The organism is Streptomyces sp. NPDC088246 (assembly GCF_044741025.1).
Classification (GTDB): domain Bacteria; phylum Actinomycetota; class Actinomycetes; order Streptomycetales; family Streptomycetaceae; genus Streptomyces.
Genome location: NZ_JBIURV010000019.1, coordinates 79,186 through 102,801 on the forward strand (window position 1 = coordinate 79,186; position 23,616 = coordinate 102,801).

Sequence of the window (23,616 nt, forward strand, 5' to 3'; positions counted from 1 at the left end):
CGTTCGGATCAGAGGGGATCGGGCCGGATCAGGGCGGATCAGGCCGGATCAGGGTGCGGTGCCGGGGCCCGCGAGCCCGGCGTGATCCAGAGGAGGGGCCCCGGCCGTCAGCACCAGATCGGCATCGACCGGCAGCCCGTTGCCCGGGTAGACCGCCGGGTAGGCGCGCGGCGCGTATCCGGTGGCCGATCCGGCCAGCACGTAGCTGCCGCCGGACGGGGCGGCCAGCATGTAGTGGCCGTCCTCGTCCGCCACGATGAGACCGGCCTGCCGGCCCCGGTGGTCTATCAGCGTGACATTGGCGCGGGCCACCGGCGCACCGTCCGCGTCCAGCACCCGGCCGCGGAAGCCGCCCGAGCCGGTGACCGGGCGGGAGACGGAGCGCGCGGTGACCGGCGCGTCGTCGTCGCTGCTCGCCAGCAGCGCCGGGCGCATCGCATCGCGCTGCGACGGCAGGAACGCGGCCAGTACCAGCCCTACCACCACCGCGCCCGTCGCGATCAGGAACGAGATGTGGAACCCCTCCATCGAGGGCAACGACACCCCGCCCGTACGCACCGAGGTGTTCGCCAGCACCATGCCGATCACGGCGCTCGACACCGACGTACCGATCGACCGCATCAGGGTGTTCAGACCGTTGGCCGCACTTGTCTCGGACGGATCGACGGCCCCGGTGATCAGTGCGGGCAGCGAGGAGTACGCGAGTCCGATACCGGCGCCGAGCACCACCGCGATCACGACGGTCTGCCAGGCGGCGCTCATCAGCCCGAGCCCCGCCCCGTAACCGATCGCGATGATCAGCATGCCGAGCATCAGTGAGACCTTGGGGCCGCGGCGGGCGGACAGCCGGGCGTACAGCGGGGCGACGAACATCATCGTCAGGCCCAGCGGCGCCACGCACAGCCCGGCGACCACCATCGACCGGCCGAGCCCGTACCCCGTCGACTCCGGCAGCTGGAGCAGCTGCGGCAGGACGAGCGAGACGGCGTAGAACGCGACCCCGACCATGATCGAGGCGAGGTTGGTGAGCAGCACCTCGCGCCGGGCCGTGGTCCGCAGATCGACCAGCGGGGCCGGGCTGCGCAGCTCGAAGAGGCCCCACAGGACGAGGATCACCACGGCGGCGGCGATCAGTCCGAGCGTGCTGCCCGAGGTCCAGCCCCAGTCACTGCCCTTGGTGACGGGCAGCAGCAGACAGACCAGGCCGAGCGAGAGCCCGAGCGCGCCGACGATGTCGAACCGTCCGGGAGCGCGCAGCGTGGTCTCCGGTACGACGAGGACGGTGAGCGCCATCGAGAGCACGCCGAGACCGGCCGCGCCGAAGAACAGGGTGTGCCAGTCGGCGTGCTGGGCGACCAGCGCGGCGGCGGGCAGCGCGAGTCCACCGCCCACCCCGATCGAGGAGCTCATCAGCGCCATCGCCGAGCCGAGCTTCTCGCGCGGCAGCTCGTCGCGCATGATGCCGATGCCCAGCGGGATGGCACCCATGGCGAAACCCTGGAGCGCGCGCCCCGTGATCATGATCACGAGATCGTCGGTGAAGGCGCATATCAGTGAACCGATCACCATCACGGTGAGACTGGCGAGCAGCATCTTCCGCTTGCCGTAGAGGTCGCCGAGCCGCCCCATGATCGGGGTCGCGACGGCCCCCGCGAGCAGGGTCGCGGTCATCACCCAGGTGGCGTTGGACGGATCGGTGTGAAGAAGGGCGGGCAGATCCTTGATGACGGGGACGAGCAGGGTCTGCATCACCGCGACGGTGATACCCGCGAAGGCGAGTACGGGGACGACCCCGCCGCCCGCCCTGCGCGGCCGCGGATCGGGGAGTTCCCCGCTGTGCTGTTCGTTCGTCGTCTGTGGCATCCGTGCGGCCTCCGGGCAGCGTGATCGAGGGTGTGGGGCGGGGTGCTGGTCCGGCGCGGGCAGCGCCGACCGCCAAGTGTGTGCAGGGTGAAACCTTCCTTGTCGCCGGGGTATTCCGGTGAACGAGGAGCGAACGGGGCACGACGGCGCGAACGAGGCGCGGCCGCGCACTCGGCCCGGAGCGTGCGCCGATCCGGGCGCCCCGAACCGCTCCATTGCTCGCCCCTGGCCGTTTACCGGACGTTCCCCGGCCCTCCCTCCGGCCGTCATCAGGCGCTGCGCTGACCTTCCGTCAGAATGAAACGTGTTCTACTCTTGCGCCGTTCCAGTGGCTGCGACCGGCGAGGATCCGCATGGGCATCGGAATCACCGAAGAACAGAGGGAGTTGGCGCAGGCCGTACGGGGCTGGCTGGCGCGCGCCGTACCGCCGGAGGAGATCCGCAAGCTCCTCGACGCCGACGCCCCCGGCACCCCCGGCGTGCGCCCGGGATACTGGGACGGGCTCGCCGAGCAGGGCCTCCTCTCCATCCATCTGCCCGAGGCGTGCGGCGGGGGAGGTGGTCAACTCCTCGATCTGGCCGTGGTCCTGGAGGAGGCGGGCCGGGCCGCGCTCCCCGGTCCGTACCTCGCGAGCGCCCTCGCCTCCGCCATGCTGCACGCGGCGGGCGCGGACGAGCAGGTACGCGACCTCGCGGCCGGTACGCGCATCGGCGCCGTCGCGCTCGGCCCCGGCACCCTCACCGCCGTGGAGCACGGGGACGGCCATCTCCTCGACGGTACGGCCCCGCCGGTCCTCTCCGGCGCCGACGCCGACCTCCTCCTGCTCTCCGCCGAATCGGCCACCGGCACTCTCTGGTTCGCCGTCGATGCCGCCACCCGAGGGCTCACCGCCCGCCCGCACCGAAGCGCCGACCCGACCCGTCCCACGGCCGAGATCCGCGCCGAGGGTGTCCTCGTCCCCGCGCAACGCGTCGTACGGACCGACACCGCGCACGTCCGTGACCTCGCCGCCGTCCTCTTCTCCGCCGAGGCGTGCGGAACCGCGGCCAGGGCGCTGCACACCGCGGCCGAGTACGCCAAGGTCCGCGAACAGTTCGGCCGCCCCATCGGGCAGTTCCAGGGCATCAAGCACCTCTGTGCCGACATGCTCGTACGGGTCGAGCGGGCCCGTGCGCTGGTGTGGGACGCGGCCCGCGCCGCCGACGAGGAGGACCCGGACGTACGGTCCATGGTCGCCGCCCTCGCCGCGTCGGACGCCCTCGACGCCGCGTACGGCTGCGCCAAGGACTGCATCCAGATCCTCGGCGGCATCGGCTTCACCTGGGAACACGACGCCCATCTGTATCTGCGCCGGGCCCTGGTGGCCCGGCAGCTGCTCGGGGCCGGTGACGCCCACCGGCTGCGGGCCGTGCGGCTGGCCGAGGGCGGGGCGCGTCGCGAACTCACCCTCGAACTCCCCGCCGAGGCCGCGGTCCACCGGGCCGGGGCGCGCGAGGCTGTCGCCGCCGCCCGGGGCCTCGACCCGAAGGCCGCCCGCCGCACCCTCGCGCCCACCGGCCACGCCGCCCCGTACCTCCCCGCCCCCTACGGTCTGGGCGCCGGACCCGTCCAACAGCTCGCCGTGCAGCAGGAGTTGAGGGATCAAGGAGTGAAGCTGAGCGATCTCGGGATCGCCACCTGGGTGGTGCCCTCGCTCCTCGCCCACGGGACACCGCAGCAGCAGGAACGCTATGTGCTGCCCACCCTGCGCGGCGAACTCCTCTGGTGCCAGCTGTTCTCCGAACCCGGCGCGGGCTCCGATCTCGCCTCGCTCCGCACGAGGGCGGAGCGGACCGAGGAGGGCTGGCGGATCAACGGACAGAAGGTGTGGACGAGCGCCGCCCAATGGGCCGACCACGGAATTCTGCTGGCCAGGACCGACCCGGACGCCCCCAAGCACCGGGGACTCAGCTACTTCCTCGTCGACATGAAGAACACCGAGGGCATCGACATCCGCCCGCTGAAGGAGATCACCGGCGACTGTCTCTTCAACGAGGTGTACTTCGACGACGTCCTGCTGCCCGCCGACGCCGTCGTCGGCGAGATCGACGACGGCTGGCGGGTCGCCCGCAACACCCTCGGCAACGAACGCGTCCACATGGCCGACCAGATGACCTTCGACACCGGCCTGGAAGCACTGATCGCCCGCTCCGGCGAACTCGACGGCACGTACCGGGCCCGTATCGGAGCACTCGCCGCCGAGGCCCACGCACTCGCCTGCATCGGACTGCGGACCACCCTGCGGCAGGTGTCCGGCCTGGAACCGGGCGCGGGGGCCTCCGTCCGCAAACTCGTCCAGACCACCCATCAGCAGAAGGTCGCCGAACTGGCCCTCGAACTCCTCGGCCCGACCGGCGCGGTCGACGAAGGCGCGGGGGAGCGGGCCGTGCACGGCTTCCTGATGTCCCGCTGTCTGACCATCGCGGGCGGCACCACCCAGGTTCAGCTCAATGTCGTCGCCGAGCGCATCCTCGGCCTCCCGCGCGATTGAAGGGACTTGCCCATGAAGCCCATGAAGCCCATGCCCATGAAGCCGATGAAGCTCATGAAGGCGTACATCGTCGGTGTCGGCATGACGAAGTTCGAGAAGCCCGAGACCCGTGACTGGCAGTACTGGGACATGGCGAAGGAGGCCGGGACGGCGGCGCTCGCCGATGCCTCCATCGCGTACGAGCAGGTGCAGCAGGCCGTCGTCGGCTACTGCTTCCAGGCCTCCACCGCCGGTCAGCGCGCCGTGTACGGACTCGGGCTGACCGGAGTGCCCGTCTACAACGTCAACAACAACTGCGCCACCGGCTCCACCGCGCTGATGATGGCCCGGCAGTTCGTCGAGGGCGGCGGCAGCGACTGCGTCCTCGCGCTCGGCTTCGAGAAGATGGCGCGCGGCGCGCTCGGCGGCAAAGGCGCCGACGGCGGTGCTGCCGACTTCAGGACATCACCCGTCGCCCGGCACTACGGGATCATGGCCGCCGCCCACGGCTTCGAGATGAGCCCGCCCACCGCCCAGATATTCGGCAACGCGGCCCGCGAGCACATGGAGCGGTACGGGACGACCGAGGCACAACTCGCCGCGGTCGGCGCCAAGAACCACCGGCACTCGGTGAACAACCCGTACGCCCAGTTCCAGGACCCGTACACGGCCGAGGAGATCCTCGCCGCGAAGACCGTCCACCGCCCGCTGACCAAACTCCAGTGCTCACCCACCTCCGACGGGTCGGCCGCCGCCGTCGTCGTATCGGAACGCTTCGTCGAGAGCCACGGTCTGGGCGACCGGGCGGTCGAGATCGTCGCCCAGGCGATGACCACCGACACCGGCGACTCCTTCGCCTCCGGGACCTGCATCGACGCCGTCGGACAGCCGATGTCGCGGGCCGCCGCCCAGCAGGTGTACGAGGCCTCCGGGCTCTCGGCCGCCGACCTCGACGTCATCGAGCTGCACGACTGCTTCTCCATCAACGAACTCCTCACCTACGAGGCGCTCGGGCTGTGCGGCGAGGGGGAGTCCGGGAAGCTCGTCGAGTCCGGGGCCACCACGTACGGCGGCCGGTGGGTGGTCAACCCGTCCGGCGGGCTGATCTCCAAGGGGCACCCGCTCGGCGCCACCGGAATCGCCCAGGCCGCCGAACTCGCCTGGCAGCTCAGAGGGGAGGCGCAGGGCAGGCAGGTGAAGGACGCACGGGTCGGCCTGGCGCACAACATCGGGCTCGGCGGGGCGGCGGTGGTGACGTTGCTGCGGCGTTAGCGGGGTGATCAGCGCGCATCGTGCTACGTCGCCGGACCGAGCCCGGGTCGGCCCGAATACCGATGTACGGGGCGCAGGGCGGCTGCGAGTATGACGGTCATGGTTGACGTCACGACGCCCGCACCCCTGCAACAACGGCACAGGACCCGCACCTGGGCGGCGGTGCTCGTCGCCTGTGTCGGACAGTTCCTCGTCGTGCTCGATGTATCCGTCGTCAATGTCGCCCTGCCATCCATGCGTTCCGACCTCGGGATGAACGCCGCCGGACTGCAATGGGTGCTCAACGCCTACTCGATCGCGTTTGCCGGATTCATGCTGCTCGGCGGGCGCGCCGCCGACATATACGGCCGCAAGCGGATGTTCCTCATTGGCCTCGGCCTGTTCACCGCGGCCTCCCTGGCCGGCGGGCTCGCCCAGGAGGGCTGGCACCTGCTGGCCGCCCGCGCCGCGCAGGGGCTCGGTGCCGCCGTGCTCGCCCCCGCCACCCTCACCCTGCTCACCACCGCCGTTCCCGAGGGCCCGGCCAGGACGAAGGCGATCGGCACCTGGATGGCCGTCGGCGCGGGCGGCGGAGCGGCCGGCGGGCTGATCGGCGGGGTGCTCATCGATCTGCTGTCCTGGCGCTGGGTCCTGCTGATCAATGTGCCGGTCGGCGTGCTCGTCCTGGCCGGCGCGGCGGTCTGGCTCGCCGAGGGCCGGGCGGGCGACCGGCGGCGGATCGACTTCCTGGGCGCGGTCCTCGTCACGGCGGGCCTCGCCTCCGTCGCGTACGGCATCGTGCAGACCGAGGAGTCGGGCTGGACGGCGGCGGTGACCCTGATGCCGCTGCTCGGCGGGGTGGCCGTGCTCATCGCCTTCGTGGTGGTGGAGGCCAGGACCGCAGAGCCTCTGATGCCGCTCAGGGTGCTCAGGGCGCGGGCGGTGACCTCGGCGAACGCAGCGATGTTCGTGATCGGTTCCGCGACATTCTCGATGTGGTACTTCATGACCGTGTACGCCCAGACAGTGCTGGGGTACACCCCGCTGCAGGCCGGACTCGCCCTGATGCCCTCGTCGTTGGCCGTCGTCCTCGGCTCGAAGTGCGCGCCCCGCGTCATGGCCGGGGTCGGCGCGAAGAACCTGGCGCTCATCGGTACGACCATCGCCGCCGCGGGCTTCGGCTGGCAGTCCACGATGGGTGCCGATGGCTCGTACCTCACCTCGGTCTGTCTGCCCGGCGTCCTGATGATGGCCGGTGCGGGCCTGGCATCCACCCCGCTCGCCTCCCTCGCCATCACGGGGGCGGCCCACGGCGAGGCCGGTCTGGTCTCCGGCCTCGTCAACACCTCCCGCACGATGGGCGGTGCGCTCGGTCTCGCCATGCTCTCCACCGTCGCCGCCGCACGCACCGCGGGCGGCACCGGGCCTCAGGAGCTCACGGCCGGGTACGCGCTGGCGTTCCGGACGGCCGGCACGGTACTGCTGGGCGGACTGCTGCTGATGGCGCTCTGGCTGCCGCGCGACCGGTCCGACCGTCGAACCGACTCTGCCGCGTGACACCTGGCACGCACGCTCGACAGGACCTGGGAGGCCGTGAGGCCTCGCCTACAGCCACCCCTGTTGCCGCGCCGCGCGCACCGCCTCCATCCGGTTGCGCGTACCCGTCTTGCCGATCGCCGACGACAGATAGTTCCGCACCGTCGACTCGGACAGATGCAGCTTCGCCGCGATGTCGGCGACCGTCGCCCCGTCCACCGAGGCGTTCAGCGCGTCCCGCTCCCGCGCGGTCAGCGGGCTCGGTCCGGCGCTGAGCGCGGCGGCGGCCAGCGCCGGGTCGATGACCGTCTCACCGCTCAGCACCCGGCGGATCGCGGCGGCGAGCTCCTCGACCGGGCCGTCCTTGACCAGGAACCCCGCCGCCCCGGCCTCCATCGCCCGGCGCAGATAGCCGGGGCGGCCGAACGTGGTGAGGATCAGCACCCGGCAGTCCGGCACCTCCTCGCGCAGATCGGCGGCGGCGTCCAGACCGCTGCGGCCCGGGAGTTCGATGTCCAGGAGCGCCACATCGGGGCGGGACAGCAGCGCGGCATCAACGATCTCGTCCCCGGCGCCCACCTGTGCCACGACCTCGATGTCCGGTTCCAGGCCGAGCAGCAGGGCGAGCGCACCCCGCATCATGCCCTGGTCCTCGGCGAGCAGAACGCGTACGGACTTGGTCGGACGGTGATCCTGCGGCATCTCGTTCACCGGCCCAGCGTATGGCTCGGGGCGTACCCGGCGGCCGGGTTCCCGTCCGTCGGGTACGGCCCGTCCACCGGCAGTTCGGCGGTGAGCACGAAGCCGCGCTCCGGCCCCGGGCCCGCCTTCAGGGAGCCGCCCGCCGCGGCGAGGCGCTCGGCCAGGCCGGTCAGTCCGGTGCCGCCGACGCCGGGTGTGGCCGGTGCGTCGGGGTCCGGTCCGTAGCCGTCGTCCGTGACCGTCAGCCGGACCCGTCCGGGCGTGCCGTCGACGACGAACGTGCAGGTGATGGCGCGGGAGTGGCGCACGACATTGGTGACGGCCTCTCGCACCGCCCAGCCCAGCAGCGCCTCCGCCTGCGGGGCGAGCGGCGGTCCGGAGCGGCGGAGCACCGGTTCGATCCCGGCGGCGGTCAGCGCCGAGCGGGCCCGGTCCAGTTCGGTGGCGAGGCTCCCCTCGCGGTAGCCGGTGACGGCCTCACGGATCTCGGTGAGGGCCTGGCGGCCGACGGACTCGATGTCCGCGACCTGGAGGAGTGCCGCATCCATGTCGCGCGGTGCCAGTCGGCGCGCAGCCTCCGACTTGACCACGATCACGGAGAGCGTGTGGCCCAGCAGATCGTGCAGATCGCGGGAGAACCGCAGCCGCTCCTTCTCGACGGCGGTGCGGGCCAGTTCCTGCCGGGTCGCGCGCAGTTCCATCACGGTCTCCGCGAGGGTGAGGATCGCGGCGGTCACGGCGCCCGAGATGAAGGTGCCGTACCCGATGGTCCACGGGGCGGAGCCGCCGTCCCCGCGCCACACGGCGATGACCGTGGCCACCACGGAGAGCGAGAGCAGACCGGCGGCCAGCCGCCGGTCGCGCAGGATGGTGCCGCAGGCCAGCGAGAGCAGCGGGAAGAACAGCAGCCAGCTTCCGCCGTAGCCGATCGCGAGCCCGAACGTGACGACGGCCATCGCCGCGAGCAGCCAGTACGACACCGGGCTCTCGCGCTTCTTCTTGTCGAAGCCGCGGAACACCACGGAGATGTAGAGCGAGTTGAAGACGAACAGCCCGACACCGCCGAGCCAGGGGTTGGGCGCCTCGCCCTGGAAGAGATTGGAGAAGGCGCCCATGCCCATCAGCAGCCAGGGCAGCAGGGTGTACGGTCCGGGCGGGCCCGGACGCTGGTTCTCACACCGCTGTGCGCGCCGTTCCCGACGCGTACCCGTCCACCGGTCCGTCCGGTTCCTGGCCATGTCCACTCCTGTCACACGGTCCTCGCGGACCGACGGTACGAGGTCACGGCGTACGTACCGAACAGCAGGAGCCACGCGCAGAGCACGGCGATCGTGCCGCTGCCGGGCGCGTGTCCGTCGGTGGTCGCCCAGCCCAGGTCGGCGAACCGGTTGGCGGGGGTGAACCGGCCGATCGAACGCAGCCATCCGGGAAGCAGTTCCAGCGGGAACCACAGCCCGCCGACGATCGCGAAGCCCATCAGGCAGGCCATGTTGACGACCCCGGTGCCCTGCGGAGTGAGCCGGTAGCCGTTGCCGAGGCCGAGCAGGGTGAACGGGAGCGCCCCGATCCACAGCAGCAGCGTCAGGGCGGTCCACTGCCAGGCGGCCAGTCGTACCCCGTTGACCAGTCCGCCGGCCAGCAGCACCGTCAGGATCGTCGGCAGTACGGTCACCGAACCGCTGATCGCCCGGCCCACGACCGCGTGCGAAGGGGCGAGCGGGGTGACCCGCAGCTGCTGCAGCCAGCCGAGGGTCCTGTCGGAGGCGACCCCCGTACCGATCGACATGGCGGAACCCAGTGCTCCGTACGCGGCCATGCCGACCATCGAGGCCGTCTTCCAGCCGTCGGCAGCGCCACCGCCGATGTTGGTGAAGAGCAGGTACATCATCACCGGCATCCCGGTCCCGAAGATCAGGAAGAAGCCGTCACGCAGGGTCCGGCGGACCTCCAGCACGATATAGCGGAACATCACGCGATCTCCTTCTCGGTATCGGTCGAGGCTGCCCCGGCGGCCGGTGCGGTGAGGGCGAGGAAGGCGTCCTCCAGCGTGGTCCGGGAGACCTGGAGGCCACGGATCGCGCCGAGGCGCGCCAGCTCCACGACAGTGGCGTCCGAGTCGTCCGTGTGCAGCAGCGCCCGGTCCCCGGTCACCTCGACGGTGACGACGCCGGGCAGCAGTTCCAGGCCCTCGGTCGGCCGGCCCGCCAGGTCGAAGGAGACGAGGCTGCTGCCGGCCGAGCCCCTGATCGTGTCGCCGCTCCCGTCCGCGACGATCCGGCCCCGGTCGATGACGACGATCCGGTCGGCGTTCTCGTCGGCCTCCTCCAGGTAGTGGGTGGAGAACAGGACGGTGTTGCCGCGCCGGGCGTAGGCCCGCATCGACTCCCAGAACGTCCGGCGCGCCTCCACGTCCAGGGCGGCGGTCGGCTCGTCCAGGACGATCAGCTCCGGGTTGCCGGCCAGCGCGACGGCGAAACGGACGCGCTGGGTCTGGCCACCGGAGAGCTTGTCGACGCGCCGGTCCGCGTACCCGGTGACGCCCGCCAGGGAGAGCGCCTCGGCCACCGGCATCGGCCGCGGGTAGGTCGAGGCGACGAAGGTGATCAGCTCGCGGACGGTGACCCGCTGGATGGGCCGCCCGTCCTGGAGCATGGCGCCGACCAGACCGGCCCGGACCGCCTGCTCGGCGGTCCGGCCCAGCACCCGCACGCTGCCGGACTCCGGCTCGTCCAGCCCCAGCAGGAGGGCGATGGTGGTGGACTTGCCCGCGCCGTTGCGGCCGAGCAGGGCGACGGTCTCGCCGCGGCCGATGGACAGGTCGATCCCGTCCACGGCCCGTACGGTCCGGCCCGCCCGGCCGAAGGTCTTGACCGCCCCGGTGAGGTCCACCGCGGCCGGATTCCCCGTTGTCTGCTTCATGGCCACGACGGTACGGAAAGGGGCCCGAGGCCCGGCAGGGGTGTGCGTACGGACTTCGCGATGACATTTGTCATGGGCGAGCGACGGGCCCGGCAACGTATCTGACGCCACGTCAGCAGTGGTCTTCCCAACTGCTGGGTGCTGCGTTATACATGGGGTCATCGGCTAGAACGCGTTCTAGAACGGGGCGTGGAGGCCGGTCCCGCACGACCTCGGTGCGGCCGACGGTGCGGACGGCCGCGCCGAGGTCTTCCCACCATCAAGGAGCAGCTTCGCCATGCCCATTGATGCCGAAAAGGCTGTCGCCGCCGAACCGCGGTCCACCCGGATCAGCTGGGACCACAAGGACGTGCAGCTCTACCACCTGGGGATCGGCGCCGGAGCCGACCCCGACCGGGCCGACCCGGCCACCGACCCCGGCGAACTGCGCTACACCCTGGAGTCACGGCTCCAGGTGCTGCCCTCCTTCGCCACCGTCGCGGGGGCGGGCATGGGCGTCGTCGGCGGACTCTCCTCGCCCGGCATCGACGTCGACCTGGCCGCCGTCCTGCACGGCGGACAGAGCGTGCGGGTGCACCGGCCGATCCCCGTGAAGGGCAGCGCCGTACAGACCTCGAAGGTTGCCGCGGTGTACGACAAGGGCAAGGCGGCCGTGCTGGTGCTGCGCACCGAGGCCGCCGACGACGAGGGCCCGCTGTGGACCAACGACGCCCAGATCTTCGTCCGGGGCGAGGGGGGCTTCGGTGGCGAACGCGGCCCGTCCGAGCGGGTCGCGTATCCCGCCGTCGCCCCCGATCGCGTGGTGGAGCGGCCGATCCGCCCGGACCAGGCGCTGCTGTACCGCCTCTCCGGGGACTGGAACCCGCTCCACGCCGACCCCGAGTTCGCCGAGCTCGCCGGCTTCGACCGGCCGATCCTGCACGGGCTGTGCACCTACGGCATGACGCTCAAGGCCGTCACCGACACGGTGCTCGGCGGCGATGTGACCCGTATCCGCTCCTACCGCACCCGTTTCGTCGGGGTCGTCTTCCCCGGCGAGACCCTCCGCATCCGGATGTGGACCGGCAAGGACCACGTCCGGGTCGAGGTGCGGGCCGTCGAACGGGACGACGCCCCGGTCCTCGGCGACACCTTCGTCGAACACTCCTGAACCAACTCCAAGAGGTCCACGGACCCATGAGGGGAGCCGCACCATGCGCGCAGCCGTACTGCACGAGATCGGTCAGGACAAACTGGAGGTCCTCGACGACGTCGAGGCGGTGGGCTTCGGCCCCGGCAAGGTCAGGCTCCGTATCCGGGCCACCGGACTGTGCCACTCCGACGTCTCCGCGATGAACGGGGTGCTGCCGCAGCCCGCCCCCTTCATCCCGGGCCACGAGGGCGCGGGCGAGGTCGTCGACATCGGCGACGGCGTCACCGGGCTGAGCGCGGGGGACAGGGTGCTGGTCTGCTGGCTGCCCGCCTGCGGGGCGTGTCCGTCCTGCAGACGCGGCCAGACCCAGCTCTGCCTGGCCGGCTTCATGAACGCCGGCACCCCCAACTTCAAGCGCCCCGGGGGAGACGTCTTCGGCTTCGCGGGCACCGGCACCTTCACCGAGGAGGTCGTCGTCGACGCGGGCTGCGCGGTGCCGATCCCCGACGACGTACCGTTCGAGATCGCAGCGCTGATCGGCTGCGGGGTGACCACCGGGCTGGGCGCGGCCATCAACACCGCACAGGTGGAGGCCGGTTCTTCGGTCGCCGTGATCGGCTGCGGCGGGGTCGGCATCTCCACCATCCAGGGCGCCAGGGTGCAGGGCGCCGCGCAGATCGTGGCCGTGGACCCGGTCGCATCGCGGCGCGAGGCGGCACTGCGGTTCGGCGCGACCGAGGCGGTGTCCCCGGACGAACTCGCCGACGCCAAGCAGCGGATCACCGCGGGCGAGGGTTTCGACTACGTCTTCGAAGTGGTCGGCAAGTCGGCCACCGCCCGCACGGCGTACGAGAACACCCGGCGCGGCGGCACCCTCTGCATCGTCGGCGCGGGCGCGATGGACGACAACTTCCAGGTCAACATGTTCGAGCTGTTCTTCGACGAGAAGCGGATCCTGCCCTCCATGTACGGCGGAGGCGATGTGCTCCGCTCGTACGAACGGGCCATCGCGCTCTGGCGGGCCGGCCGGATCGACCTCGAATCGATGATCACCCACCGGGTGCGGCTCGACGGCATCAACGACGCCCTCGACCAGATGAGGACCGGCGAGTCACTGCGCACCTGCATCGAACTCTGAACCACACCCTGCTCCCGCCCTGCTCCCACCTGAGAGGACTCCGAGATTCCGATGTCACTTCCCCTGGAAGGCATGTCCGCGATCGTCACGGGCGCGGGCCGCGGCCTCGGACGCGCCGAAGCACTGGAACTGGCGCGGCTCGGCGCGTTTGTCGTCGTCAACGACTACGGGCAGCCGGGCCGCGACGGCTCCGGCGAGGCGTCCGCGGCCCCGGCCGAGGAGGTCGCCGAGGAGATCCGGGCGGCGGGCGGCCGGGCGGTCGCGCACCTCGGCGACGTCTCCGACCACGAGCAGGCCCGCGCCCTGGTGGAGCTGGCCGTCGACACATACGGAAAGCTCGACATCCTGGTCAACAACGCGGGCATCCTGCGCGACCGGATGGTCTTCTCGATGACCGAGGACGAGTGGGACTCCGTCATCAGGGTTCACCTCAAGGGTCACTTCAACACCACGCACTTCGCCGCGTCCCACTGGCGTGCCCGCTCCAAGGAGTCCGGCGGGCCGGTCTACGGCCGGATCGTCAACACCTCGTCGGAGGCGTTCCTGGCCGGTTCGGCGGGCCAGCCGAACTACGCGGCGGCCAAGGGCGGCATCGTCGGCCTCACCACCTCCACGGCCCTGGCCCTGTCCAAGTACGGCGTCACCGCCAACGCCATCTGCCCGCGGGCCCGCACCCGGATGACCGAGGATGTCTTCGCGGGCTTCCAGGAACCGACGGACGGCCGGCTCGACGCGCTCGCCCCCGAGCACGTCTCTCCGCTGGTCGGCTACCTGGCCTCCCCGGCGGCCGCCAAGGTCAACGGGCAACTGCTCGTCGTGCACGGCGGGATGGTCGCGATCGTCGAACGCCCCAGGGTGGCGGCGAAGTTCGACTCGTCGAAGGAGACGTTCTCCTTCGACGAGCTGGACGAGCTGATCTCCCCGTACTACGAGGACCGCCCGACGGGCGAGACCTTCGCCGCGGCGGAGGTGCTCGGTCTCAAACGGGGCTGACCGCAACGGAAACGGGTGGGCCCCGGCAGCCGATCGGCTGCCGGGGCCCACCCGTCCCTCGTTGATGTTCCGCGCGGTCAGGCCGCCCTGCTGTCCCCCTCGGAGGGGCGGCGGTGGCGGCCGTGCGGCTGTGCCGACGCGTCGTTCACCGACACACCCCCTCGGTGCTTTCCGGAGCCGCCGGCTTCGGCCCGTTCCGCGTCCGCCCCCGGCGGACGCGTCTGGGTCGTGTCGGTTCGGGCTTCAGACATGTGGGAAGTCACCCCGTTGTGATCGCTTACGTGTGTGTCACCAGGGCCGATCACGCCACCGCAACACGGCACGGTCACCATCGGCGACCGTCGCACACGGCTGCGTAGCCCAGGCCCAGGATCTTAGACCGACCGGCAAATGGGGGGCGGCGTCGCGGGGCTGGGCACGCACATCTGCCGCGTTGTCGTCAATCACCATGGCTCCGCCATGTCTCAATCCTCCGCCTTGCAGCTGCACGCACCCAGCCCCGCTCCTTCTCCCACCCCCCATTTGCCGGTCGGTCCTAACCAGGCACCATGCGCCCCATGAGAGGCGCCTGCCCCAGTGGAATCGGCTTGCACATCGGAAGAGGCGCAGCGGCGGCGGACGGTTGCATACCGCTTTCCGCGCCCGCCTCCGCCGTCGGTCCCGTGCCGCGTTCCCCGTCCACCGGTGCCTCCAGCAGTGCCACCCCGCACGCCACGTTCTCGTCGGCGTACGGAAGTCTGAGTACGCCGTCCCGGGTCCACACCCCGCGACCGGCCTGCCACCCCTCGGGGGCGGCGAGTTGATGCAGCCGGCGCCCCGCCGGGCGCCACACACCGAGCCAGCTGCCGGCCGCCCCGTCGATCCGCAGGGCCACCGCGCAGCTCTCCGGCATCAGCATCTGCCCCGGCTGTACGGCGAACGGCGTCACCGCCACATCCGCCGGGCGCAGGCACTCCGGGAAACGCACCGGCAGACAGCTGCCCAGCACCCCCCACCCGAGCCGGTCGTGCCCCGGCGCGTCCGAGCGGATCAGCAGCAGCCCGCTGTCCGCGTCGGCGAGCAGCAGCCGGTCGTTGCTCTCCGGTGCGATCTGCAGCAGCGGTGTCACCTCGCCGCCCCGCTCCAGGTCCACGGCGACCGCCTTGACCGGCCCGCCGCCCGGCATCTCCCGGTCCAGGGCCAGCATCCGCCCCGCCCGGTCCAGCCAGACCCCACCGGAGCAGCGCCCCGGCACCTCCGCGACCAGCTCGGGCCCGAAGGCGCCGCCCGCCACCAGCCAGACGGCGGTGGAGTGCGCATTGACCGACAGGGCGTACGCGCTCGTACCGTCCGGTGACGGCGGCAGCAGGGTCGGATCCGCGCATCCGACGGCGCCGAGCGGCAGTTCACCGGTGCCGGGGCCGGTCGGATAGAGCAGCGAGAACGCATGCCGGTCCGCGACCCGTCGCCGGATCAACACCCGTCCGTCGGCCAGCGGCAGCACCTGGGAGTCCGGCTCCTCCGGCTGATCGAGGGGGAGCGGCACGGCGTACGGCTCGTGCCCGTCGAGCGTCCAGCGCTCCACGAACCATGCCTGCGCGGCCTCGTCGGCGGCCTCCGCGGCGACGTTGCGGAGGGCGAGCCGGGCCGCGTACGAACCGTCCGCGGCGATCGTGAGCGCGGGCGGGGCGACGGCTGCCCCGGCGGGCACGCCCGATTCACCCGGCGCACCGGCCTGCTCGGGCACGCCGTCCCCGCCGTCCCCGCCGTCCGCCCCGTCCTTGCCGGGCATGCCGAACCCGGCCGGCTCCCCGGGTGTGTCCGGCTCGTCGTTCCCCAGGGCCGCATCCCCGGCGGCGCCGGCCGCCCCCGCGGTCTCGTTCTCGATGGCACAGGCAGTCATGGACTGGTCACCTCCGGCAACCGAAGCTAGTTTTCGCACTTCCTGCCGAACAACACGAGACCCACCACTTCACACATAAGGGTGGTGCTGCCCGGATTCGCCTGAGGGTGAGGGGGTGCCTGTGCTCGGCACGAGACTGGTGAGTAAGGTAAGGCATCCCTAAGTGATATCTGTGTGACCGTGAACTGGAGCAAGTGATGTCCCTTCGTCGCCGCGGTACTGCCGCAGTCGGCCTGGCAGTGGCTGCCGCCCTTTCCCTCTCGGCCTGCGGGAGCGACGACGGAGGCTCGGGCGGCTCGGCCGAGTCCGAGGGCGGCGGTGACAAGAAGGCGGCCGTCGCGACGGGCGGCAAGGACTTCGCCGACGCCGCGAAGAAGACGGCGGAGTACGGCACCGACGCCAAGGCCGGCCAGTTCCCCCGGACCCTCACCCACGCCATGGGCAGGACGGAGATCAAGTCCGCCCCCAAGCGCGTCGTCGTGCTGGACGTCGGCGAGTTCGACAACGTCGTCTCGCTGGGTGTGAAGCCGGTCGGCTACGCACCCTCCGAGGGCGACGCGGCCATCCCCTCGTACCTGAAGAAGGAAGCGGGCAACCCGAAGAACGTCGGCACGATCAACAACCTCAACCTTGAGGCGATCGCCGGCCTGAAGCCCGACCTGATCCTCGGCAGCCAGCTGCGCGCCGCCGACAAGTACGACGCGCTCTCCAAGATCGCGCCGACCGTGTTCTCCATCCGCCCGGGCTTCACCTGGAAGGAGAACTACCTCCTCAACGCCGCGGCACTGGACAGGACGGCCAAGGCCGAGAGCGAGCTCGGTGCCTACGAGGCGAAGGCGAAGAAGCTCGGCGAGGACATCGGCCCGAACAAGCCGACCATCTCCATGGTCCGTTACCTGCCGGACCGGATCCGTCTCTACGCCAAGGCGTCCTTCATCGGCACCATCCTCGACGACGCCGGTCTGCCGCGGCCCAAGAACCAGCAGATCAACGACCTCGCCGCGGAGATCAGCCCGGAGAAGATCGACGAGGCCGACGCCGACTGGATCTTCACCGGCGTCTACGGCGACGTGAAGGCCACCAAGCGCGACACCGCCCAGTCCAACCCGCTGTGGAAGAACCTCAAGGCGGTCAAGGACGGCCAGGCCAAGGACGTCTCCGACGAGACCTGGTACCTCGGCCTCGGTGTCACGGCGGCGAACCTGGTCCTTGACGACCTCCGCGCCGACCTCGTGAAGTAACGATTCCCTGGGTTCCGTCGCCGGACTGCCGCCTGCCGCGCGGCGTCCGGGCGACGACGGCAGTCCGACGACAGGACCCAGCAGGCTGCGGCCCGTCCGTACAGGTCGCCGAAGCCATGGGCGACGGGGCACGGAGGGCAGGTAGCCTTTCCTTGTGCCCCGTCTGTCTGAAGTCCTCGCCGAGCTCGACGCTCTCTGGCCGCCCGAGCGGGCCGAAGGTTGGGACGCGGTCGGCACCGTCTGCGGAGACCCCGCATCGCAGGTCGACCGTGTGCTCTTCGCCGTCGACCCCGTCCAGGAGATCGTCGACGAGGCGCTCAGGCTCGGCGCCCAGCTGATCGTCACCCACCATCCGCTCTATCTGCGGGGTACGACGACGGTCGCGGCCGACACCTTCAAGGGCCGGGTCGTGCACACCCTCATCAAGCACGACGTCGCGCTGCACGTCGCCCACACCAACGCCGACACCGCCGACCCGGGCGTCTCCGACGCCCTCGCCGGTGCGCTCGACCTGCGCGTCGAGGGGCCCCTCGTACCGGACCCGGCCGACCCCAAGGGCCGTCGCGGCCTCGGCCGGATCTGTGTGCTCGACCACCCCGAGAGCCTGGCCGACTTCGCCGCCCGCGCGGCAGCCCGACTGCCCGCCACCGCGCAGGGCATCCGGCTCGCGGGCGACCCTGCGGCGGCGGTGCGCTCCGTCGCTGTCAGCGGCGGCTCCGGCGACAGCCTCTTCGACGCGGTACGCGCTGCCGGTGTCGACGCCTTCCTCACCGCCGACCTGCGCCACCACCCGGCCTCCGAAGCCATCCAGCACTCCCCGCTCGGCCTGGTCGACGCCGCACACTGGGCCACCGAATGGCCCTGGTGCGAACAGGCCGCAGCGCAGCTCGACGCGATTTCCGACCGCCACGGATGGGACCTGCGGGTCCATGTCTCGAAGCAGGTCACCGACCCCTGGACCACCACCACCCACCACTCTTCTGGAGCCCCCAACTGAACGCCGCGCCCGCCGACCAGATCCGACTCCTCGACGTCCAGGCCCTCGACGTACGTCTGTCGCAGCTTGCGCACCGGCGCAAGTCGCTGCCCGAGCACAGCGAGATCGAGTCGCTCACCAGCGACCTCGCGCAACTGCGTGACCTGCTGGTCGCCTCGCAGACCGAGGAGAGCGACACCGCCCGCGAGCAGACCAAGGCGGAGCAGGACGTCGACCAGGTGCGCCAGCGCGCCGCCCGCGACCAGCAGCGCCTCGACTCGGGTGCGATCACCTCGCCCAAGGACCTGGAGAGCCTCCAGCGTGAGATCACCTCGCTGGCCAAGCGCCAGGGCGACCTGGAGGACGTCGTCCTCGAAGTGATGGAGCGCCGCGAGTCCGCCCAGGAGCGCGTCACCGAGCTGTCCGACCGGGTCTCCGCCGTCCAGGCCAAGGCCGACGACGCGACCGCCCGCCGTGACGCCGCGACCAAGGAGCTCGACGAGGAGACCGCGACCGTCACCAAGGAGCGCGAGCTCGTCGCCGGGTCCGTCCCCGCGGACCTGCTGAAGCTGTACGACAAGCTCCGCGTCCAGCAGGGCGGGGTCGGCGCCGCCCGCCTCTACCAGCGCCGCTGCGAGGGCTGCCGTCTCGAACTGAACATCACCGAGGTCAACGACGTGAAGGCGGCCTCCCCGGACACCGTCCTGCGCTGCGAGAACTGCCGCCGCATCCTGGTCCGTACGTCGGAGTCGGGCCTGTAATGACCCAGCCGCGCCAGTTCGTCATCGAGGCCGACGGCGGTTCCCGGGGCAACCCCGGGCCCGCCGGTTACGGTGCGGTCGTCATCGACCCGGTGACGGGGGAGACCCTTGCCGAGGCCGCCGAGTACATCGGCGTCGCGACGAACAACGTCGCCGAGTACAAGGGCCTCATCGCGGGTCTGAAGGCGGCGAAGGCGCTGGTGCCGGACGCCTCGGCGGACGGTGCGCTCCAGGTGCGGGTCCGGATGGACTCCAAGCTGGTCGTGGAACAGATGTCGGGCCGTTGGAAGATCAAGCACCCCGACATGAAGCCGCTCGCGGCGGAGGCCGCCAGGATTCTGCCGGCCTCCGCCGTGACGTACGAGTGGATCCCGCGCGAGAAGAACAAGCACGCGGACCGGCTTGCCAACGAGGCGATGGACGCGGGCAAGCGCGGCAAGCAGTGGGAGCCGTCGTCGTCGACGGCCGCACTCGACACCCCCCGGCCCTCCACCACCGTCGGCCTGCCGCCCGTCTCCGGCCCGCCCGGTGACGCGGCAGCGGGTGCGGCCAGGGCCCGCGCGGCCCTGTCCTCCAGGCCGGGAGCGGCGACAGGCGCGGCAGCAGCCCCCACGCCTACGGCATCGTCCACCGCCCCCCAGGTGGGCTGGGCCGCGGCGCCCGATCTCGGGGCGCCCGCCACCTTCGTACTGCTCCGGCACGGCGAGACGGCCCTCACCCCCGAGAAGCGGTTCTCGGGCAGCGGCGGCAGCGATCCCGAACTCTCGGCGACCGGCCGCCACCAGGCCGAACGCATCGCCCAGTCGCTGGCCGCCCGCGGCACGATCGAGGAGATCGTCAGCTCCCCGCTGCGCCGCTGCCGCGAAACAGCGGCCGCGGTGGCGGCCCGGCTCGGCCTGGAGGTCCGGATCGAGGACGGCCTGCGCGAGACGGACTTCGGTGCCTGGGAGGGCCTGACGTTCGCCGAGGTGCGTGAGCGGTACGGCCCCGACCTGGACGCCTGGCTCACCTCCGCGAAGGCGGCCCCCACCGGGGGCGGCGAGAGCTTCGCCGAGGTCGCCCGCCGCGTCGCGGCCACCCGTGACCGCCTCACCGCCCGCTACGCGGGCCGCACGGTCCTCCTGGTCACCCATGTGACGCCGATCAAGACCCTGGTCAGGCTGGCGCTGGGCGCCCCGCCGGAAGCGATGTTCCGTATGGAACTCTCGGCGGCCTCGGTCTCCGCGGTGGCGTACTACTCGGACGGGAACGTGTCACTCAGGCTGCTGAACGACACATCGCACCTGCGGTAGGGGACGGGAGGCTCGCGTGGGCGTGCGGCGCCCCGGGGAGGGGCAGCGGAGCGACTCCCCGGCGGCGTGAAGCTGCCGCTTCCTCGGGTGGCGGGGTGGCCCGCACCCCGGTCGGCACCCACCGGGGTCCGGGGCGGAGCCCCGGTTCCGGGAAGGGGGCGGGTAGGGGAAATCAGCCGCGCAGCGCCGCCGCCTCGCTCGCCAGCCGCTCCACCCGCGCCCAGTCCTTCGCCGCCACCGCATCCGCCGGGACCATCCAACTGCCGCCCACGCAGCCGACATTGGGCAGCGCCAGATAGGACGGCGCGGAGGTGAGCGAGATGCCGCCCGTGGGGCAGAACCGGGCCTGCGGCAGCGGCGAGGAGAGCGCCTTCAGATATGCCGTGCCGCCTGCTGCCTCGGCCGGGAAGAATTTCATCTCGGTGACCCCGCGCTCCAGCAGCGCGACCACCTCGGACGTCGTCGAGACGCCCGGCAGGAACGGCACCCCCGACGCCTTCATCGCGTCCAGCAGCGTGTCCGTCCAGCCGGGGCTGACCAGGAACCGGGCCCCCGCGGCGACGGTGTCGGAGACGTTCCGTACGGAGATCACCGTGCCGGCCCCGACCACCGCGTCCGGCACCTCGGCCGCGATGGCCTTGATCGCATCCAGTGCCGCGGCGGTGCGCAGCGTCACCTCGATGGCCGGGAGCCCGCCCGCGACCAGGGCCCGGGCGAGCGGCACCGCGTCGGCGGCGTCCTCCAGAACGACAACCGGGACGACGGGGGCAAGGTCCAGCACAGAGGGGGTCATGCGCACATCCTGCCGCGCCCACCGCGCACTGCGCAACGAGCGTTGCACATGATGCAACATGACAGCTTTCCCGGTTCAGTGAATCTCGGTCACCACGACATCGAGCGACCACGTCCGACCGGCCCGCGCGGGGGCCTCGGCCTCCACCACGTACCCGAGCTCCCGCAATGTCTCCACCAGCTCCGCGGGCCCCTTCGGCCGTGCGCCCGCCAGCAGCAGATCGCGGACCATCCGCCCCTTCGTCGCCTTGTTGAAGTGGCTGACCACGGAGCGCTTCTCGACCCCGTTCACCATCTGGGAGTGCAGCACCCGCACGCTCGCCGTACGCCCGGCCACCTCGCCCTTCGGCTTCCAGGCCGCGGTGTACGCGGAGGACCGCAGGTCCAGGACGAGCCCGTCCCCGGCCGCCTCCGGCATGACCTCCGCCATCGGGTCACGCCAGTACGCCCCGAGCGGGCCCAGCCCCGGCAGCTTCACGCCCATCGAGCAGCGGTACGAAGGAATCCGGTCGCCCACCCGCACGGCGCCCCACAGCCCGGAGAAGACCAGCAATGACCTTCCGGCCCGCCGCTTGGCCGCCGTGTCCAAGGAGGCCAGATCCAGGGCGTCGTACAGCACCCCCGTGTAGATCTCCCCGGCCGGACGCGTCCCCGCCGTCCGCAGCTCGACGTTCTTCGCGATCTCGCCGCGCAGCCCCTCGCTCAGCCCCAGCACCTCACGGGCCTTCTCCTCGTCCGCCGCACACAGCTCGACCAGCTCGTCGACGACCGCGGCCCGCGCCGCAGCCAGGCCCGGCAGCGACAGCGACTCCGGCTTCAGGGGTGCTCCGCGCCCCGACGCGGCCTTTCCTTCGGAGGGCGGCAACAGCACGAGCACGGCGGTTCTCCTTCGTACGTACGCACAGGTAAACGGGCTCAGAAAGCCCTGGGTCCCGTCGTCGAACTGCCGTCTGCCGTGCGACGACGGCAGACGGCAGTTCGACGACAGGACCTGGCACCAGCGTACGGGGACCCCGGTACCGCACCGGGGCCCGTCCGGCGGATCAGAGCCGGACAGGCACTCGCCGCCACCCGGGATGCCGCCAGGCCCGCCCCGCCATACGCTCGGTCCATGCCCCGCCGCCATCTCCATATGACCGGGCCGGCCAAGACCCCGCTGAGGGCGGCCCTGTGCAAGCTGCGCACCGAGCTCGAACTGCCCGACGGCTTCCCGCCCGACGTCCTCGCCGAGGCGGCGCAGGCGGCGGGGGCCCCGGCGGTGCCGGCCCACAAGGACGCGACGGACCTGCCGTTCTTCACCATCGACCCGCCCACGTCCACCGACCTCGACCAGGCCATGCACCTCGAACGCCGCCGCCACGGCTTCCGCGTGCACTACGCCATCGCCGATGTCGCCGCCTTCGTACGCCCCGGTGGTGCACTCGACACCGAGGCCCATCGCCGGGTGACGACCCTCTACTTCCCCGACGGCAAGGTGCCGCTCCACCCCACCCTGCTCTCCGAGGGCGCCGCCAGCCTCCTCCCCGGACAGACCCGTCCCGCCCTCCTCTGGCAGATCGACCTGGACTCCGAGGGCAGCGCCGTCACCACCTCGGTGCGCCGGGCCCTCGTCCGCAGCCGAGCCAAGCTCGACTACGCGGGCGTCCAGCGGCAGATCGACACCGGCACCGCCGAAGAGCCCCTGGCCCTGCTCCGGGACATCGGACGGCTCCGCGAGGAGCAGGAGGTCGCCCGAGGCGGCATCTCCCTCAACGTGCCCGAGCAGGAGATTGTCGAGCGCGACGGCACCTACGGCCTGGAATACCGTGCCCCGCTGCCCGCCGACGGCTGGAACGCCCAGATCTCCCTCCTGACCGGCATGGCCGCCGCCCACCTCATGGCGGAGACCGGTACCGGCATCCTGCGGACCCTGCCGGTCGCACCCGACGGCGCCGTGGCCCGGCTCCGGCGCTCGGCCGAGGCGCTGCACATCGACTGGCCGCACCATGTTCCGTACGCCCAGGTCGTCCGCTCCCTCGACCCGAGGCGGGCCAACCACGCCGCGTTCCTCCAGGAGTGCACCACCCTGCTGCGCGGCGCCGGCTACACCGTCTTCGAACACGGCGAACTCCCCACCCTTGCCGTCCACGCCGCCGTCGCCGATCTCTACACGCACTGCACCGCCCCACTGCGCCGCCTCGTCGACCGGTACGCGGCCGAGCTGTGCCTCGCCGCCGTCGCGGAACAGGACCCGCCCGAGTGGGTCCTCGCAGCGCTGCCCGGCCTGCCGAAGGCTATGGCGGACGGAACCAGGCGAGCCAACACGGTGGAGCGCGAGTGCGTCGATGTGGTCGAGGCAGCGCTGCTCAAGGACCGGATCGGTGAGGTCTTCGAGGCGTACGTGGTCGACGTGAAGGAGCAGGAGCCCACCACGGGCACCGTCCACATCGACGACCCGGCAGTCGTCGCCCGGGTCGAGGGCGGCACGGCGAAGCTCCCGCTGGGGGAGCGGCTGCTGGTCAGGCTCGCCCAGGCGGATCCTGGCTCGGCGAAGGTCCTCTTCGCCCCCGCGTGAGCGCGTCCGGTGGAAACGTTGACGCAACGGCAGGGTCAAGCGCTCACCGCGCCCGTCCGCATCTGACAACTCCG

The 23,616-nt window shown here is 71.7% G+C and carries 20 protein-coding genes; 11 read left to right on the top strand and 9 right to left on the bottom strand.

The features are described from left to right. Positions 1-48 precede the first annotated feature (48 nt). Positions 49-1,863, bottom strand: coding sequence for an MFS transporter (locus tag ACIPEK_RS25295; RefSeq protein ID WP_402000111.1), 1,815 nt, complete (start codon positions 1,861-1,863; stop codon positions 49-51). 353 nt (positions 1,864-2,216) lie between these two features. Here ACIPEK_RS25295 and ACIPEK_RS25300 point away from each other — a divergent pair, with 353 nt between their 5' ends. From ACIPEK_RS25300 to ACIPEK_RS25310, 3 genes are all read left to right on the top strand, one after another. Further along, on the top strand, positions 2,217-4,394 hold the full coding sequence (locus ACIPEK_RS25300) for an acyl-CoA dehydrogenase (protein WP_402000114.1): 2,178 nt from the start codon (positions 2,217-2,219) through the stop codon (positions 4,392-4,394). A gap of 54 nt (positions 4,395-4,448) precedes the next feature. After that, complete coding sequence (locus ACIPEK_RS25305) at positions 4,449-5,645, top strand: lipid-transfer protein (protein WP_402000335.1); 1,197 nt, start codon at positions 4,449-4,451, stop codon at positions 5,643-5,645. A 90-nt stretch (positions 5,646-5,735) separates the two neighbouring features. After that, positions 5,736-7,181, top strand: a complete 1,446-nt coding sequence (locus ACIPEK_RS25310) for an MFS transporter (RefSeq protein ID WP_402000117.1) — start codon at positions 5,736-5,738, stop codon at positions 7,179-7,181. A 48-nt stretch (positions 7,182-7,229) separates the two neighbouring features. Here ACIPEK_RS25310 and ACIPEK_RS25315 read toward each other — a convergent pair whose 3' ends face one another. The 4 genes from ACIPEK_RS25315 to ACIPEK_RS25330 are packed head-to-tail and all read right to left on the bottom strand — an operon-like array spanning position 7,230 to position 10,781. Then, positions 7,230-7,862: a response regulator transcription factor gene (locus ACIPEK_RS25315; RefSeq protein WP_327278217.1), complete on the bottom strand. Its 633-nt coding sequence runs from the start codon at positions 7,860-7,862 to the stop codon at positions 7,230-7,232. A gap of 5 nt (positions 7,863-7,867) precedes the next feature. Beyond that, on the bottom strand, positions 7,868-9,100 hold the full coding sequence (locus tag ACIPEK_RS25320; RefSeq protein WP_402000120.1) for a sensor histidine kinase: 1,233 nt from the start codon (positions 9,098-9,100) through the stop codon (positions 7,868-7,870). An 11-nt stretch (positions 9,101-9,111) separates the two neighbouring features. Further along, complete coding sequence (locus ACIPEK_RS25325; protein WP_402000123.1) at positions 9,112-9,831, bottom strand: ABC transporter permease; 720 nt, start codon at positions 9,829-9,831, stop codon at positions 9,112-9,114. Beyond that, positions 9,831-10,781: an ABC transporter ATP-binding protein gene (locus ACIPEK_RS25330; protein ID WP_402000126.1), complete on the bottom strand. Its 951-nt coding sequence runs from the start codon at positions 10,779-10,781 to the stop codon at positions 9,831-9,833. The genes ACIPEK_RS25325 and ACIPEK_RS25330 overlap by 1 nt, the downstream gene beginning before the upstream one ends. 277 nt (positions 10,782-11,058) lie before the next feature. On the opposite strand from ACIPEK_RS25330, the gene ACIPEK_RS25335 reads away from it, so the two are divergent. From ACIPEK_RS25335 to ACIPEK_RS25345, 3 genes are read left to right on the top strand one after another with little or no spacing between them, the layout of a single operon-like run. Then, on the top strand, positions 11,059-11,931 hold the full coding sequence (locus ACIPEK_RS25335; protein WP_383069526.1) for a MaoC/PaaZ C-terminal domain-containing protein: 873 nt from the start codon (positions 11,059-11,061) through the stop codon (positions 11,929-11,931). 43 nt (positions 11,932-11,974) lie between these two features. After that, entirely contained in the window at positions 11,975-13,051 is a 1,077-nt protein-coding gene (locus ACIPEK_RS25340) for a Zn-dependent alcohol dehydrogenase (RefSeq protein ID WP_402000129.1), read from the top strand. A gap of 51 nt (positions 13,052-13,102) precedes the next feature. After that, positions 13,103-14,044, top strand: a complete 942-nt coding sequence (locus tag ACIPEK_RS25345) for a 3-oxoacyl-ACP reductase (RefSeq protein ID WP_383069522.1) — start codon at positions 13,103-13,105, stop codon at positions 14,042-14,044. 77 nt (positions 14,045-14,121) lie between these two features. Here the strand turns inward: ACIPEK_RS25345 and ACIPEK_RS25350 are convergent, their stop codons facing one another. Next, a complete protein-coding gene (locus ACIPEK_RS25350) occupies positions 14,122-14,295 on the bottom strand; it encodes a hypothetical protein (protein WP_402000132.1) in 174 nt (57 codons plus the stop codon). Positions 14,296-14,579: 284 nt separating this feature from the next. Continuing rightward, positions 14,580-15,926 carry a hypothetical protein gene (locus tag ACIPEK_RS25355; protein WP_402000135.1) on the bottom strand — a complete coding sequence of 449 codons (1,347 nt, stop codon included), beginning with the start codon at positions 15,924-15,926 and terminating at the stop codon, positions 14,580-14,582. Positions 15,927-16,123: 197 nt separating this feature from the next. Between ACIPEK_RS25355 and ACIPEK_RS25360 the strand changes: the two genes are divergently transcribed. The 4 genes from ACIPEK_RS25360 (at position 16,124) to ACIPEK_RS25375 (ending at position 20,196) form a co-directional block, all read left to right on the top strand. Further along, positions 16,124-17,167, top strand: a complete 1,044-nt coding sequence (locus ACIPEK_RS25360; protein ID WP_402000138.1) for an ABC transporter substrate-binding protein — start codon at positions 16,124-16,126, stop codon at positions 17,165-17,167. Positions 17,168-17,321: 154 nt separating this feature from the next. Beyond that, positions 17,322-18,164: a Nif3-like dinuclear metal center hexameric protein gene (locus ACIPEK_RS25365; protein ID WP_402000141.1), complete on the top strand. Its 843-nt coding sequence runs from the start codon at positions 17,322-17,324 to the stop codon at positions 18,162-18,164. Next, positions 18,161-18,904, top strand: coding sequence for a zinc ribbon domain-containing protein (locus tag ACIPEK_RS25370; protein WP_402000339.1), 744 nt, complete (start codon positions 18,161-18,163; stop codon positions 18,902-18,904). The genes ACIPEK_RS25365 and ACIPEK_RS25370 overlap by 4 nt, the downstream gene beginning before the upstream one ends. Further along, positions 18,904-20,196 (top strand): bifunctional RNase H/acid phosphatase, encoded by a 1,293-nt coding sequence (locus tag ACIPEK_RS25375; protein ID WP_402000144.1) that lies wholly within the window; start codon positions 18,904-18,906, stop codon positions 20,194-20,196. The genes ACIPEK_RS25370 and ACIPEK_RS25375 overlap by 1 nt, the downstream gene beginning before the upstream one ends. A gap of 172 nt (positions 20,197-20,368) precedes the next feature. On the opposite strand, the gene eda is transcribed toward ACIPEK_RS25375, so the two are convergent. Together eda and yaaA are read right to left on the bottom strand one after the other, a co-directional pair. Continuing rightward, positions 20,369-20,989, bottom strand: a complete 621-nt coding sequence (gene eda / locus ACIPEK_RS25380) for a bifunctional 4-hydroxy-2-oxoglutarate aldolase/2-dehydro-3-deoxy-phosphogluconate aldolase (RefSeq protein ID WP_402000147.1) — start codon at positions 20,987-20,989, stop codon at positions 20,369-20,371. Positions 20,990-21,064: 75 nt separating this feature from the next. After that, positions 21,065-21,865 (bottom strand): peroxide stress protein YaaA, encoded by an 801-nt coding sequence (gene yaaA, locus ACIPEK_RS25385; RefSeq protein ID WP_383069510.1) that lies wholly within the window; start codon positions 21,863-21,865, stop codon positions 21,065-21,067. Between the two features lie 234 nt (positions 21,866-22,099). Here yaaA and ACIPEK_RS25390 point away from each other — a divergent pair, with 234 nt between their 5' ends. Beyond that, positions 22,100-23,542, top strand: a complete 1,443-nt coding sequence (locus ACIPEK_RS25390; RefSeq protein WP_402000150.1) for an RNB domain-containing ribonuclease — start codon at positions 22,100-22,102, stop codon at positions 23,540-23,542. The last annotated feature ends 74 nt before the right edge of the window (positions 23,543-23,616 follow it).

What these genes read in the sequence shown, in the direction of transcription:
- ACIPEK_RS25315 (WP_327278217.1), bottom strand. Translation starts at nt 7,862, where the DNA reads ATGCCGCAGGATCACCGTCCGACCAAGTCCGTACGCGTTCTGCTCGCC.
- ACIPEK_RS25375 (WP_402000144.1), top strand. Translation starts at nt 18,904, where the DNA reads ATGACCCAGCCGCGCCAGTTCGTCATCGAGGCCGACGGCGGTTCCCGG.
- ACIPEK_RS25330 (WP_402000126.1), bottom strand. Translation starts at nt 10,781, where the DNA reads ATGAAGCAGACAACGGGGAATCCGGCCGCGGTGGACCTCACCGGGGCG.
- ACIPEK_RS25345 (WP_383069522.1), top strand. Translation starts at nt 13,103, where the DNA reads ATGTCACTTCCCCTGGAAGGCATGTCCGCGATCGTCACGGGCGCGGGC.
- eda (WP_402000147.1), bottom strand. Translation starts at nt 20,989, where the DNA reads ATGACCCCCTCTGTGCTGGACCTTGCCCCCGTCGTCCCGGTTGTCGTT.
- ACIPEK_RS25360 (WP_402000138.1), top strand. Translation starts at nt 16,124, where the DNA reads ATGTCCCTTCGTCGCCGCGGTACTGCCGCAGTCGGCCTGGCAGTGGCT.
- ACIPEK_RS25305 (WP_402000335.1), top strand. Translation starts at nt 4,449, where the DNA reads ATGAAGGCGTACATCGTCGGTGTCGGCATGACGAAGTTCGAGAAGCCC.
- ACIPEK_RS25295 (WP_402000111.1), bottom strand. Translation starts at nt 1,863, where the DNA reads ATGCCACAGACGACGAACGAACAGCACAGCGGGGAACTCCCCGATCCG.
- ACIPEK_RS25310 (WP_402000117.1), top strand. Translation starts at nt 5,736, where the DNA reads ATGACGGTCATGGTTGACGTCACGACGCCCGCACCCCTGCAACAACGG.
- ACIPEK_RS25320 (WP_402000120.1), bottom strand. Translation starts at nt 9,100, where the DNA reads ATGGCCAGGAACCGGACGGACCGGTGGACGGGTACGCGTCGGGAACGG.
- ACIPEK_RS25390 (WP_402000150.1), top strand. Translation starts at nt 22,100, where the DNA reads ATGCCCCGCCGCCATCTCCATATGACCGGGCCGGCCAAGACCCCGCTG.
- ACIPEK_RS25325 (WP_402000123.1), bottom strand. Translation starts at nt 9,831, where the DNA reads ATGTTCCGCTATATCGTGCTGGAGGTCCGCCGGACCCTGCGTGACGGC.
- ACIPEK_RS25355 (WP_402000135.1), bottom strand. Translation starts at nt 15,926, where the DNA reads ATGACTGCCTGTGCCATCGAGAACGAGACCGCGGGGGCGGCCGGCGCC.
- ACIPEK_RS25350 (WP_402000132.1), bottom strand. Translation starts at nt 14,295, where the DNA reads ATGTCTGAAGCCCGAACCGACACGACCCAGACGCGTCCGCCGGGGGCG.
- ACIPEK_RS25335 (WP_383069526.1), top strand. Translation starts at nt 11,059, where the DNA reads ATGCCCATTGATGCCGAAAAGGCTGTCGCCGCCGAACCGCGGTCCACC.
- ACIPEK_RS25300 (WP_402000114.1), top strand. Translation starts at nt 2,217, where the DNA reads ATGGGCATCGGAATCACCGAAGAACAGAGGGAGTTGGCGCAGGCCGTA.
- ACIPEK_RS25340 (WP_402000129.1), top strand. Translation starts at nt 11,975, where the DNA reads ATGCGCGCAGCCGTACTGCACGAGATCGGTCAGGACAAACTGGAGGTC.